The organism is Corynebacterium glyciniphilum AJ 3170, assembly GCF_007673095.1.
Lineage (GTDB): Bacteria > Actinomycetota > Actinomycetes > Mycobacteriales > Mycobacteriaceae > Corynebacterium.
Genome location: NZ_VDYZ01000013.1, coordinates 1 through 13,234, shown reverse-complemented (window position 1 = coordinate 13,234; position 13,234 = coordinate 1). Strand labels below are relative to the sequence as shown.

11 protein-coding genes are annotated in these 13,234 nt (G+C 66.1%); all 11 read left to right on the top strand.

Translation table 11 applies throughout. The annotated features are described in order from the left end of the window. Positions 1 to 16 precede the first annotated feature (16 nt). Positions 17 to 2,581, top strand: coding sequence for a phenylalanine--tRNA ligase subunit beta (gene pheT / locus FS507_RS12825; RefSeq protein WP_145943187.1), 2,565 nt, complete (start codon positions 17 to 19; stop codon positions 2,579 to 2,581). 100 nt (positions 2,582 to 2,681) lie between these two features. Further along, positions 2,682 to 3,695 (top strand): N-acetyl-gamma-glutamyl-phosphate reductase, encoded by a 1,014-nt coding sequence (gene argC / locus FS507_RS12820; protein ID WP_145943186.1) that lies wholly within the window; start codon positions 2,682 to 2,684, stop codon positions 3,693 to 3,695. Positions 3,696 to 3,716: 21 nt separating this feature from the next. Next, positions 3,717 to 4,985, top strand: a complete 1,269-nt coding sequence (gene argJ, locus FS507_RS12815) for a bifunctional glutamate N-acetyltransferase/amino-acid acetyltransferase ArgJ (RefSeq protein ID WP_145943185.1) — start codon at positions 3,717 to 3,719, stop codon at positions 4,983 to 4,985. Positions 4,986 to 4,995: 10 nt separating this feature from the next. Then, positions 4,996 to 5,931 (top strand): acetylglutamate kinase, encoded by a 936-nt coding sequence (gene argB / locus FS507_RS12810; protein ID WP_075815421.1) that lies wholly within the window; start codon positions 4,996 to 4,998, stop codon positions 5,929 to 5,931. Continuing rightward, positions 5,924 to 7,102: an acetylornithine transaminase gene (locus FS507_RS12805; protein WP_145943184.1), complete on the top strand. Its 1,179-nt coding sequence runs from the start codon at positions 5,924 to 5,926 to the stop codon at positions 7,100 to 7,102. Before argB ends, FS507_RS12805 begins: the two co-directional genes overlap by 8 nt. Then, on the top strand, positions 7,099 to 7,998 hold the full coding sequence (argF, locus tag FS507_RS12800) for an ornithine carbamoyltransferase (RefSeq protein ID WP_145943183.1): 900 nt from the start codon (positions 7,099 to 7,101) through the stop codon (positions 7,996 to 7,998). Before FS507_RS12805 ends, argF begins: the two co-directional genes overlap by 4 nt. Next, the gene (gene argR, locus FS507_RS12795; RefSeq protein ID WP_145943182.1) at positions 7,983 to 8,522 is read left to right on the top strand and encodes an arginine repressor; all 540 of its coding nucleotides are present in this window, start codon (positions 7,983 to 7,985) and stop codon (positions 8,520 to 8,522) included. Before argF ends, argR begins: the two co-directional genes overlap by 16 nt. A gap of 69 nt (positions 8,523 to 8,591) precedes the next feature. Continuing rightward, entirely contained in the window at positions 8,592 to 9,791 is a 1,200-nt protein-coding gene (locus FS507_RS12790) for an argininosuccinate synthase (protein WP_145943181.1), read from the top strand. Positions 9,792 to 9,827: 36 nt separating this feature from the next. Continuing rightward, positions 9,828 to 11,258: an argininosuccinate lyase gene (gene argH, locus FS507_RS12785; protein ID WP_145943262.1), complete on the top strand. Its 1,431-nt coding sequence runs from the start codon at positions 9,828 to 9,830 to the stop codon at positions 11,256 to 11,258. Between the two features lie 112 nt (positions 11,259 to 11,370). Further along, positions 11,371 to 11,544 carry a Trm112 family protein gene (locus FS507_RS12780; protein ID WP_075815413.1) on the top strand — a complete coding sequence of 58 codons (174 nt, stop codon included), beginning with the start codon at positions 11,371 to 11,373 and terminating at the stop codon, positions 11,542 to 11,544. 35 nt (positions 11,545 to 11,579) lie between these two features. After that, positions 11,580 to 12,851 carry a tyrosine--tRNA ligase gene (gene tyrS / locus FS507_RS12775; RefSeq protein ID WP_145943180.1) on the top strand — a complete coding sequence of 424 codons (1,272 nt, stop codon included), beginning with the start codon at positions 11,580 to 11,582 and terminating at the stop codon, positions 12,849 to 12,851. The last annotated feature ends 383 nt before the right edge of the window (positions 12,852 to 13,234 follow it).

The following is a 13,234-nucleotide window of genomic DNA, read 5'->3' as shown; positions in this document are numbered from 1 at the left end:
AACCGAGCACCCGTCAATGCTGATCTCACAGTCCTGGCTCACCCGCCTTCTCAAGACCTCCACCGCACCCTTCGCCGTCCCCGCTGAAGAGCTGGACGCCGGCTTCGTGCGTGTCGGGTTCGAAACCGAAGGTTATGAGCAGATCGAAGCGACCACCGGTCCGCTGGTGTTCGGACGCGTCGAGCACATCGAGGAACTCGAGGGGTTCAAGAAGCCTATCCGTTACTGCGACGTGAATGTCGCGACGGCCAACGGATCCGGCGACCTCCAGCACATCATCTGTGGTGCCCGGAACTTCCGTGAGGGCGACATCGTCATCGTCTCCCTGCCCGGAGCCGTCCTGCCCGGTGGTTTCGAGATCAGCGCCCGGGAGACCTACGGCAGGACGTCTGAAGGCATGGTGTGTTCTGCCGCCGAGCTGGGCCTGGCGAAGGTTCAGACCGCAGGCATCATCGCCATCCGTGGTACCGAGGCAGAAGACCCACGCATCGTCGTCGGCGAGGATGCGCGCGACTTCCTCGGCCTCGACGACACCGTCTTCGACGTGAACATCACGCCGGACCGGGGCTATGCGCTGTCGGCCCGCGGTCTGGCACGGGAGTTGGCCAGTTCCTTCTCCCTGACGTTCCGTGACCCGGCCGACGATCCCGCGGCGGCGGCCCTGCCGACCGATCTGCTCGCGGGCCTTCCCCACGGCACGGACCGTGGTGACCTTCCGGAGATCACCGTCGACGAGGACACGAAGTGCGCGCGTTTCGGTATCCGTAAGGTCACCGGGATCGCCGCTGACGCAGAGTCCCCGTACTGGCTGCAGCGCGAACTCCTGCTGTGCGGTCAGCGTCCGGTCAATGCGCCGACCGACGTCACGAACTACATCATGTTCCTGCTCGGGCAGCCGATGCATGCCTTCGACGCCGACCGCATCACCGGCGACCTCCACGTGCACCGGGCTCCCGAGGGGCAGAAGATCACCACCCTCGACGGCGTAGAGCGCACCCTGTCGGGTGAGGACGTGGTGATCTCGGACGAGACCGGAATCCAGTCGATGGCCGGGGTCATGGGCGGGTCCACCTCCGAGATCTCTGCCGCGACGACGAGCGTCTACTTCGAGGCTGCCCATTTCGACCAGATCACCGTCGCGCGTACGTCCCGACGTCACCGCCTGTCCTCCGAATCATCACGTCGTTTCGAGCGGGGTACGGATCCCGCGGTGATCGAGGCGGCGCTCGACTTCGCGGTCGCGCTGCTCACCCGCATCGCCGGCGGCGAGGTGGAGAAGGGTGTCAGCCTGGTGGGGCAGGTCCCGGACATGCCGGTCATCGACATGCACACCTCGCGCCCCGGTAAGACGGCGGGAATGATCTATCCGACGGGCACGACTGTCTCCCGGTTGACCGAGGTGGGGTGCTCGGTACGTGAGACCGGAGAGCGTGACGCCAACGGAGCCAAGGCGATCGAGGTGACGCCCCCGACCTGGCGCCCGGACCTCACCATGCCGGCCGACCTGGTCGAGGAGGTGCTGCGTCTTGAGGGGCTCGACAAGATTCCGTCGATCGTTCCGACAGCTCCGGCCGGTCGTGGCCTCTCGCCGCGCCAGCGCATGCGTCGCTCAGTCGGACATGCACTGGCCTGGAACGGTTATGTGGAGGTACTCCCCAGCCCGTTCGTCCCCAACGACGTCTTCGACGTGTGGGGACTCGATGCCGATGATCCCCGCCGACAGGCCGTGCGGGTTCTCAACCCCCTGGAGAGCGACGTCGCGACGATCGGTACCAGCCTGCTGCCCTCGATGATCGATTCGCTGCGCCGCAACATCGCCCGGGGACAGCACGACGTCGCACTCTACGGAGTGGAACAGGTTACCCGTCCGACCGCAGAGTCGGGAACGTCGCCGATGCCGTCGGTGGCTGCCAGGCCCTCCGTGGACGAGATCTCCACCCTCCTGTCCTCACTGCCGGAACAGCCCCTGAACGTGTCCGTGATCGCAGCAGGTAACCGGATCCTCGACGGCACCTGGGGCGATGCGGTGGCTTTCGAAGCCAGTGACGTACTGGACGCGGCACAGGTCGTCGCCCGCGCCGTGGGCGTCGAGATCAGCCTGCGAAACGCCGAGTACCTGCCCTGGCACCCGGGACGGTGCGCGGAGATCCTCGTTGACGGCGTCGTCGTCGGCCACGCGGGTGAACTGCACCCCCAGGTCTGTGAGCGTGCGGACCTCCCGAAGCGGACTGTGGCGCTCGAGATGAACCTTGACGCGTTACCGCTGGCCGAGTCGTTCCCCCGCCCGGTGATTTCGCCGTTCCCCGCTGTCAACCAGGACGTGGCCGTCGTCGTGGACGAGACGACGCCGGCCGCCGAGGTCCAGGCGGCGCTGGAAGACGGCGCCGGTGACCTGCTCGAGCATATCCGTCTCTTCGACGTCTACCACTCGGATGCTCTCGGAGAGGGTAAGCGGTCGCTGACCTTCACCCTCAGGTTCCGTGCTCCTGACCGCACGCTCACCGAGGATGAGGCGTCGGAGGCCCGGGAGTCGGCGGTCTCGGCTGCCGCGGAGAAGGTCGGTGCGACCCTGCGGGGCTGACGGACGCGGTGTCGGTGGCGGGGGGACCGTGATCGGGATGCATAAAAATCGAGGATCTGCATAACTTGCGCCGCGTCGTTCCTCGGTGCATACTTGCACAATGATTTCCATTGCAGTCGCAGGCGCCAGCGGATACGCGGGAGGGGAAGCGCTCCGTCTTCTCCTGAACCACCCGGGTTACGGTCGGGACTTCGAGATAGGCGCCCTGACCGGTGCCTCCAATGCCGGCCAGCGGTTCGGCAGTCTCGTCCCCGGCCTCCCGCAACTGGCGGACCGTGTCGTCGAGGCGACCACGGAGGACCTCCTGTCGAAGCACGATGTCGCTGTTCTCGCCTTGCCGCACGGGGTCTCGTCATCACTGGATCTCGGCGACACCGCCGTCCTGGACTGCGGTGCCGACCGGCGTCTCTCTTCCGAGTCGGACTGGGACGCCTATTACGGGGGGACGTATCCGGGGAGCTGGCCGTACGGCATACCCGAGCTTCCGGGAAACCGGCCGATGATCGCCTCGGCGCGCGGCGTCGCGGTCCCCGGGTGTTTCCCGACCGGTGCCACCCTCGCCCTGCTGCCCGGCATGAGTGCCGGACTGATGAGTCCTGATGTCTCCGTGGTTTCGGTCACCGGCGTCACAGGTGCAGGCAAGAAGCCTGCTGTCGAGCTCCTCGGCGGTGAGACGATGGGCAATGTCCGCGCCTACAAGGTCGGTACCCACCGGCACACTCCGGAGATCGCCCAGAACATCAGGCGGGTCCTTCCCTCCGGCGGTGATGCACGCGTGACCTTCACCCCCGTCCTTGCCCCGCTCGGACGAGGCATACTCACCACCGTGACCGCGCAGGCACAGGGGACCGCTGCCGAGCTCCGGTCCGCATACGAGGATTTCTGCGCCGGCGAGCCGTTCCTGCATCTCCTCCCCGAGGGTGAGCAGCCCGAGGTCAAAAGCGTGGTCGGAACCAACATGGTGCACATCCAGGTCACTGTGACCGACGGAGTCGTCGTGGCGACCAGTGCGATCGACAACCTGACCAAAGGCACCGCGGGTGCAGCCGTGCAGTGCCTGAACCTGATCCAGGGCTGGAACGAGACCGCAGGTCTCCCGATGGCCGGACTCTGAAAGAACGAGGACAACATCACCATGAGCGAAGAATTCGACCCGAACGATTCCGCCACCTTCCCGGACCGGCTGACGGATGGACGGGACACCGAGGACGCTGACGCGGTCGAGAACACGACCCGGGCTCTCGGCGTGACTGCGGCGACCGGGTTCCGGGCAGCGTCGACCACTGCGGGCATCAAGCCGTCGGGCAATCCGGACATGGCCCTCGTGGTCAACGACGGGCCCGACTACACGGCTGCCGCCGTGTTCACCCGCAACCGGGTCGTCGCCTCACCGGTGAAACTCACCCGTGCCAACAACGACGGGACGTTCCGTGCGGTGATCCTCAACGCCGGGAACGCCAACGCCTGCAACGGTGAGCAGGGTGACCGTGACGCCGAGGCGACGGTGCACGCCGTCGCAGAGAAGCTCGGGGTCGCCCCTTCGGAGGTGGCGGTGTGCTCCACCGGCCTGATCGGGGACACCCTGCCGATGGACAAGATCCTCAGCGGAGTCGACACACTGACCACGGAGGTCCGGCGTCCCGACGCGGTGTCCCCGGAATCCGGCACCGCGGCCGCCGAAGCCATCATGACGACTGACCTCGTCAGTAAACAGGCCGTCTACCACGGTGACGGATGGTCCCTCGGCGGTATGGGCAAGGGGGTGGGCATGATGGCCCCGTCGCTCGCCACGATGCTGGTCGTGCTGACCACCGACGCACGTGTCGAGGATCCCACGCCGGCCCTCAAGGCATCCACGGAGGTCACCTTCGACTGCGTCGACATCGACGGTTCCACCTCCACGAACGACACCGTGATCCTCATGGCCAACGGTGCCTCGGGAGTGACCCCGTCGGAGGAGGAGTTCCGCACCGCGGTGCACAGCGTCTGCCTGGATCTCGCCAAGCAGCTGCAGGCGGATGCGGAAGGTGTGACCAAGCGGGTGTCGATCACCGTCACCGGCACGGACTCCGATGCCGAGGCGAAGGTCGCGGCACGCGTCCTCGGGCGCGACAGCCTGTTCAAGTGCGCGATGTTCGGCTCTGACCCCAACTGGGGACGGACCCTCGCGGCGGTGGGCATGGCACCTGTCTCCATGGAGCCTGACCGGATCTCAGTCAGCTTCAACGGCCGGCCCGTCTGTGTCAACGCCACCGGTGCGCCCGGCGCCCGCGACGTCGACCTCTCCGGTCCCGACATCGACGTACTCGTGGACCTCGGCACCGGGGGAGAGGGCACGGCCACGGTCTGGACCACCGACCTCTCGCACGACTACGTCCACATCAACTCCGCCTACAGCTCATAGAGGAGCCGTCATGACCGAGCCCGACCCCGAGAAGGTCGTCTACCGCGGCGCCACCGACCTCGACCCTGCCACCAGGGCGAACGTCCTCGCTGAGGCGTTGCCGTGGCTGCTGCACTACCGTGACAAGATCGTCGTCGTGAAATACGGCGGCAACGCCATGATCGACGAGGAGCTCAAAGCCGCCTTCGCCGCTGACATGGCTTTCCTGCGGACGGTGGGTGCTCACCCGATCGTCGTCCACGGTGGTGGGCCCCAGATCACCGAGATGCTCAACAAGGTCGACCTGCCGGGGGAGTTCGTCGGCGGATTCCGCGTCACCACCCCGGAGACCATGGAGTACGTGCGCATGGTGCTGTTCGGCAAGGTCGGACGGGAGCTGGTGAACCTCATCAACCAGCACGGGCCCTTCGCCGTCGGCACCTCGGGTGAGGACGCCGGACTGTTCACCGCGGTCAAGCGCACGGCGACGGTCGACGGCGTGGAGGTCGACCTCGGGCGGGTCGGTGACATCGCGCACGTCAACGCCAGCGTTCTCATGGATCTCATCGACGCCGGCCGGATCCCGGTCGTGGCGCCCTTCGCACCCGACGAAGACGGCAACGTCTACAACATCAACGCCGACACCGCGGCCGGTGCCCTGGCCGCCGCGGTCGGTGCCGAGCGCCTGGTGGTGTTGACCAACGTCGAGGGGCTCTACACCGACTGGCCGGACAAGAGCTCACTGGTCTCCAGGATCGCACCGGACGAACTGGACAAGATCCTCCCCGACCTGGACGCAGGGATGATCCCGAAGATGGAGGCGTGCCTCAGTGCGGTGCGCACCGGGGTTTCCGCGGCCCACGTCATCGACGGGCGCGAACGACACTCCGTGATCCTCGAGCTCATGACCGAGGGCGGTATCGGCACGATGATCGCCCGTGACGACTGGGAGTCTCCCCATGCATGACACTGACTGGACTGACTGGCAGGAACGGTGGGAATCCGCCGTCATGCCGACCTACGGCACGCCGGCCGTGGAACTGGTCTCCGGCTCCGGCGCACGCGTCACCGACTCAGAGGGCCGTGAGTACATCGACCTGCTGGCGGGGATCGCCGTCAACGCACTCGGCCACGCCCATCCTGCCCTCGTTGACGCTGTTTCACGGCAGGTGGCCACCCTCGGCCACACCTCGAACATCCACGCCCATCCGCGGGTCATCGAACTCGCCGGCAAGCTCCAGGACCTGACCGGCCCTGAAGCCCAGGTGTTCTTCTCCAATTCGGGCGCCGAAGCCAATGAGGCCGCGTTCAAGATCACCCGCCTGACCGGCCGCGGCCGCGTCCTGGCCGCGGAGCACGGTTTCCACGGCCGTACCATGGGGTCGCTCGCACTGACCGGGCAACCGGATAAACGGGCCCCGTTCGAGCCCCTCCCCGACGGGGTGGAGTTCTACCCCTACGGGGACATCGACGCGCTGCGCGCACTCGTCGAGAAGGACGGTCGCGCCGCCGACACCGCCGCGATCTTCCTCGAGTCGATCCAGGGCGAGACAGGAGTCGTTCCCGCACCCGAGGGCTTCCTCACCGACGTCCGCGCGCTGTGCGACGAGTACGGGATCCTCATGGTCGTCGATGAGGTCCAGGCAGGGATGGGACGTACCGGCAGGTGGTTCGGCTACCAGGTGGAGGACGTCACTCCGGACGTGGTCACCCTGGCCAAGGGGCTCGGCGGCGGCCTGCCGATCGGTGCCTGTGTCGCCGTCACCCCGGCCGCACAACTGCTGTCGAAGGGACAGCACGGATCGACGTTCGGCGGTAACCCTGTCGCGTGCGCCGCAGGCTGTGCCGTCATCGACACCATCCGTACGGAGGACCTGCTCAGTCACGTCGTCGACATGGAGAAACTGGTCCGCGCAGAACTCGAGCCGGTGGCAGCGGTCTCACACATCCGTGGACGGGGCCTGATGCTCGGCGTTGTGCTGCATGAACCACATCCCGGTCTCGCCGACGATGCGCGTACCGCCGGCCTGCTGGTCAATCAACCATCGCCGGACGTCCTGCGGCTCGTCCCTCCGCTGACCATCACGGACACCGACGTCCGTGAATCCCTCGCAACACTCAAGGAGCTGCTGTCATGACCCGTCACTTCCTCGCGGACGATGCTGTCTCCGTCGCTGAACAGGCCGAGATTCTCGACCTCGGCATGGAGATGGTCAAGGACCCCTACCGGACCAGTCTGAAGAACAAGTCCGTCGCCGTCCTGTTCGACAAGACCTCCACCCGCACCCGGTTCTCTTTCGACGTCGGGATCAACCAGCTGGGTGGCCACCCGATCGTCGTGGATTCCGGAAAGTCCCAGATGGGCAAGAAGGAGTCCTACCAGGACACCGGTGCCGTGCTCTCCCGCTTCGTCGACGCCGTCGTCTGGCGGACCGGGGCCCACCAGAATCTCCATGACATGGCGGAAACCGCGACCGTGCCGATCCTCAACGCCCTGTGCGACGACTTCCACCCGTGCCAGATCCTCGCCGACCTGCTGACGATCCGACAGCACAAGGGTGACCTGAAGGGGCTCAAGGCCGTGTACCTCGGAGACGGGGCCAACAACATGGCCAACTCCTACATGCTCGGGTTCGCGACGGCGGGGGTGGACATCACCATCGCCGCACCTGCAGGATTCCAGCCCGAACAGCGGTTCATCGACCGTGCCAGGCTCCGCGCGGACGAGACAAGCGCGCGGCTGACGGTCACCGACGTGCCGGACGTGACCGGGGCCGACGTCGTCATCACCGATACCTGGGTCTCGATGGGTATGGACGAGGACCGCGACACTGAGGCGCTGGTGCCCTTCCAGGTCAACGAGGATCTCATGGACACCGCTGACAAGGACGCGGTGTTCATGCACTGCCTGCCCGCCTACCGCGGCTACGAGGTCACCGCAGGTGTCATCGACGGGCCGCAGTCGATCGTCTTCGACGAGGCGGAGAATCGTCTCCACGCACAGAAGGCACTGATGGAATGGCTGCTGCGATAAACCAACCGTCGCCCCTGACACGGTCGGCCAGGCAGGGACTGATCTCCAGGCTCGTCGACACCCACAGGGTCGCCAGCCAACGTCAGCTCCAGGATCTGCTCGCCGCCGAAGGGGTGGACATCACCCAGGCCACCCTGTCCCGCGATCTCGTCGATCTCGGAGCACGGAAGGTGCGGGCCGACGGGCAGTCGTTCTACAGCCTCGGAGCCACGGACACCGACCTCTCGGCGGACGGACCGGCGCGGCTGCGCCGCATCCTGGTCGAGCTGCTGGTCGGGACGGACCACTCAGGCAACACAGCCGTGCTGCGTACCCCGCCGGGGGCGGCGCAGTACCTGGCAAGCGTCATCGACAGGTCCGACCTCCCCGAGGTCGTCGCGACCATCGCCGGCGACGACACCGTGTTCGTCCTGGCCCGCGACCCCGTCAACGGACGGGCGCTGGCTGAACACCTGTACGAGATCTCGGTGTCGCCGGTACCGTCCGTGCACGGTGAGCCCGCGCCACCAGATACACTCAGCTGAGAAGCCGGGACACAATGTCACTGTTACACCCGCTCAATCCCCCTCTATCCGAAAGGACTGACGAACACCATGACTGACCGCGTCGTACTCGCCTATTCCGGAGGCCTCGACACCACCGTCGCCATCCCGTACCTCAAGCAGATGACCGGTGGTGACGTCGTCGCGGTGTCCATCGACCTCGGACAGGGCGGCGAGGACATGGAGTCCGTCCGCCAGCGCGCCATCGGTGCCGGTGCCGTCGAGTCGATCATCGTCGACGCCCGTGACGAGTTCGCCGAGGAGTACTGCCTGCCGACCATCAAAGCCAATGCGATGTACATGAAGCAGTACCCGATGGTCTCCGCGATCTCGCGTCCGCTGATCGTCAAGCACCTGGTCGACGCAGCGCAGCAGCACGGCGGCACGCATGTGGCCCACGGTTGCACCGGCAAGGGCAACGACCAGGTCCGTTTCGAGGTCGGCTTCATGGACACCGACCCGTCCCTCAAGATCATCGCTCCGGCCCGTGACTTCGCCTGGACCCGTGACAAGGCGATCGCCTTCGCCGAGGAGAACAACGTCCCGATCGAGCAGTCGGCGTCGTCGCCGTTCTCGATCGACCAGAACGTGTGGGGCCGCGCGGTCGAGACCGGGTTCCTCGAGGACCTGTGGAACCCGCCGACGAAGGACCTCTACGCGTACACCGAGGAGCCGTCCCTGGGACAGGCGCCGGATGAACTGACCATCTCCTTCAAGTCAGGCAAGCCCGTCGCGATCGACGGACGCCAGGTGACCGTGCTCGAGGCGATCGAGGAACTGAACCGCCGTGCCGGCGCCCAGGGTGTGGGCCGGCTCGACATGGTGGAGGACCGTCTCATCGGCATCAAGTCACGCGAGGTGTACGAGGCCCCGGGCGCACTCACCTTGATCCGCGCCCATGAGGCACTCGAGGACGTGACCATCGAGCGTGAACTCGCCCGGTACAAGCGTGGAATCGACGCCGAGTGGTCCAACCAGGTGTACGACGGACTGTGGTTCTCCCCGTTGAAGCGGTCCCTCGACGCCTTCATCGAGTCCACCCAGGAGCACGTGACCGGCGACATCCGTCTGGTCCTCCACAACGGTTCGATCGTGGTCAACGGGCGTCGTTCCGACGAGTCCCTCTACGACTTCAACCTTGCGACCTACGACACCGGTGACACCTTCGACCAGACGATGTCCAAGGGCTTCGTCGAACTCCACGGCCTGTCCTCGAAGATCGCCAACAAGCGCGACCGCGGCGGAAAGTAGTCCCGTATGACGACCGACAACCCTGCACAGAACCCGATCGAGCACCACGGCACCAACGAAGGCGCGCTGTGGGGCGGCCGCTTCGCCGGCGGCCCGACCGAGGCCATGGCCGCGCTCAGCAAGTCGACCCACTTCGACTGGGTGCTCGCCCCGTATGACGTGCTGGCGTCGAAGGCCCACGCCAGGGTCCTGCACCGCGCGGGACTGCTCTCCGACGACGATCTGGCGACGATGCTCGACGGCCTGACCCGGTTGGGCGAGGACGTCGCGTCCGGAGCTTTCGGTCCGGACGCCGGGGACGAGGACGTCCACGGTGCGATGGAACGCGGGTTGATCGATCGCGTCGGGCCGGAGGTCGGTGGACGACTGCGGGCCGGACGTTCACGCAACGACCAGGTCGCCACGCTGTTCCGGATGTGGGTCCGGGACGCCGTCCGTGAGACCGCCGAGGGGGTGCTCGACGTTGTCGACGCCCTCGTCGCACAGTCCGAGGCACACCCGGACGTCATCATGCCGGGGAAGACCCACTTCCAGGCGGCCCAGCCCGTCCTGTTGGGCCATCAGCTGCTGGCACACGCCCAGCCGTTGCTGAGGGACGTGGCGCGGTTCCGGGACCTCGACAAGCGTCTGGCGGTGTCCCCGTACGGTTCCGGGGCGCTGGCGGGCTCCTCGCTGGCGCTGGATCCCGAGGCGATCGCCGCAGAACTCGGTTTCGACTCGGCCGCCGACAACTCCATCGACGCCACGAGCTCGCGGGACTTCGCCTCGGAGGCGTCTTTCGTCCTTGCGCAGGTCGCCGTGGATCTCTCTCGTCTCGCCGAGGAGATCATCGCCTGGTCGACGCCGGAGTTCGGGTACGTCACTCTCGCGGACGAGTGGTCGACGGGGTCGTCGATCATGCCGCAGAAGAAGAACCCGGACGTCGCCGAGCTGATGCGTGGCAAGACCGGTCGGCTCATCGGTAACCACACCGGCCTCCTGGCGACGTTGAAGGCACTGCCGCTGGCCTATAACCGCGATCTCCAGGAGGACAAGGAACCCATCGTCGACTCCGTCGCACAGTTGCGGCTGCTGCTGCCCGCGATGGCTGGACTGGTGGGCACGCTGACCTTCCACCCGGAACGGCTCCGTGAACTGGCTCCGGCCGGGTTCACGCTGGCGACCGACCTGGCAGAGTGGATGGTCCGCCAGGGGGTCCCGTTCCGCGACGCGCACGAGGCCTCGGGGCAGTGTGTGCGGATCGCCGAGAGCAGGGGAGTGGACCTCGTCTCGCTCACGGACGACGAACTTGCCGGCGTGCACCCGGTGCTGACCGCTGATGTACGCGAGGTTCTCACGGTCGACGGGGCTGTCGCATCACGGTCGACACGGGGCGGTACCGCCGGTGTGCGGGTGGCGGAGCAGCTCAACCGCGTATCCCGGGCCGTCGCTGACGCGAGGGAATGGGCTGCCGCGCCCCTGCGCTGAGTCCCGGCGAGCCCGGGCCGGGGCTGTCACCGGTCTCGGTGCAGCGTACCGGAGGTCCGGGATCAGGACCCTCTGCTGACTACGGCGCCGACATGGGGATAGACTGACCCGCATGATCGATCCCCGACTTCTCGAGATTCTCGTCTGCCCCCAGGACAAACAACCCCTGGAGGTCCACGGGGAGTATCTGGTCAACCCACGGCTGAACGTCGCCTATCCGGTGCAGGACGGTATCCCCGTCCTGCTCGCCGACGAAGCCGTCAGCTGGCCGCTGACCACGAACTGACCCCCCACTCGAGAAGTACAGAAGGACCATCAGGAATGACCGAGCAGAGCAATGTCCTTGACGACCTGCAATGGCGCGGCCTCGTCGCGCAGTCCACTGACCTGGACGCGCTGCGCGAAGAACTGTCCACACCGACGACCGCGTACGTCGGGTTCGACCCGACAGGCCCGTCGCTTCACGCGGGCCACCTCGTCCCCCTCCTCATGCTGGCCCGGCTCCAGCGTGCGGGGCACACCCCCATCGTCATGGCAGGCGGCGCCACCGGCATGATCGGTGACCCCCGTGACGTGGGGGAGCGGACCATGCTCACCGTCGAGGAGGTGGAGGCGAATGTCGGGCGCATCAAGAAGCAACTCGCCCGTTTCGTCTCCTTCGAGGGTGAGAACGCGGCAATTCCGGCGAACAACATCGACTGGACCGCGAAGATGACGGCGATCGACTTCCTGCGCGACATCGGCAAGAACTTCGGGCTGAACACGATGCTCGCCCGCGACACGGTGAAGCGACGCCTGGAGACCGACGGAATGTCCTACACGGAGTTCTCCTACATGCTTCTCCAGGCCAATGACTTCGTCGAGCTCCGCCGGACCCACGACTGCAGGCTGCAGATCGGTGGATCGGACCAGTGGGGCAACATCGTCTCGGGTGTGGACCTGAATCGTCGGGTCGACGGTGAGACGGTCCATGGTCTGACCGTGCCTCTGGTGACGGATTCAGAGGGCAGGAAGTTCGGCAAGTCGACCGGTGGCGGCAAGCTCTGGCTCGATCCGGAGATGACGAGCCCCTACAGCTGGTACCAGTACTTCCTCAATGCCGCCGACGCTGACGTCATCCGTTACCTGCGGTGGTTCACGTTCCTGGGACAGGACGAGCTCGACAGATTGGCTGTCGAAGTCGCCGAGCGCCCGTTCAAGCGTGAAGCCCAGCGCACCCTCGCCCGGGAGATGACGGAACTCGTGCACGGTGCCGAGGCGGTCGAGAAGGTGGAGAAGGCCGCGGAGGCTCTCTTCGGAAAGGCCGAACTGGCGGAGCTCGACGAGATGACGTTGTCCGGGGCCCTGTCGGAGACCGACTGCGCGGAGGTTTCCCCGGGTACGAGTGTCGTCGACCTGTTCCTCGCCACTGGTCTGGAGAAGTCAAAGGGCGCGGTGCGTCGGACGATCGGTGAAGGTGGGGCCTACGTCAACAACGTCCGGGTCACTGACGCGGAATGGGTACCGGGGAAGACTGATCTCCTTGCCGGCGACTGGCTGGTCCTGCGGAAAGGTAAGAAGCGTTTCGCGGGAGTCAGGCTTCTCGGTGCGTAGTAGAAGTAGTCGGATCTACTGACCACGACGTGATGTGCGGCTGCGCCGCCACCTGCTACCAGGTGGCGGCGCAGCCGTTCTGGTTCTCGTCTGCGCCCCGGACGGGCTTACTGACCTGGTGGTTTGTGGGTGTGGTGGGGGTGTGTGTAGATTGATGCGAGTCAGCGAGACGCCGGGATGTTGTCCTGGTGGTTGCGACGGCAAGGATGGCCCTGGATGGCTGTGGTGGGTTGTTAACCTGTGGGTTGCTTCCCGGTAATCTGGTGGTGTACCTTGTGAATCAGCTGCGGTGGCTTCCTCCTGGTTTTGGTGGGGGTTGTTGTGTGCGTGTGTTGTTTGAGAACTCAATAGCGTAACAAACCAAGTATTTTTTGTCGCACCGG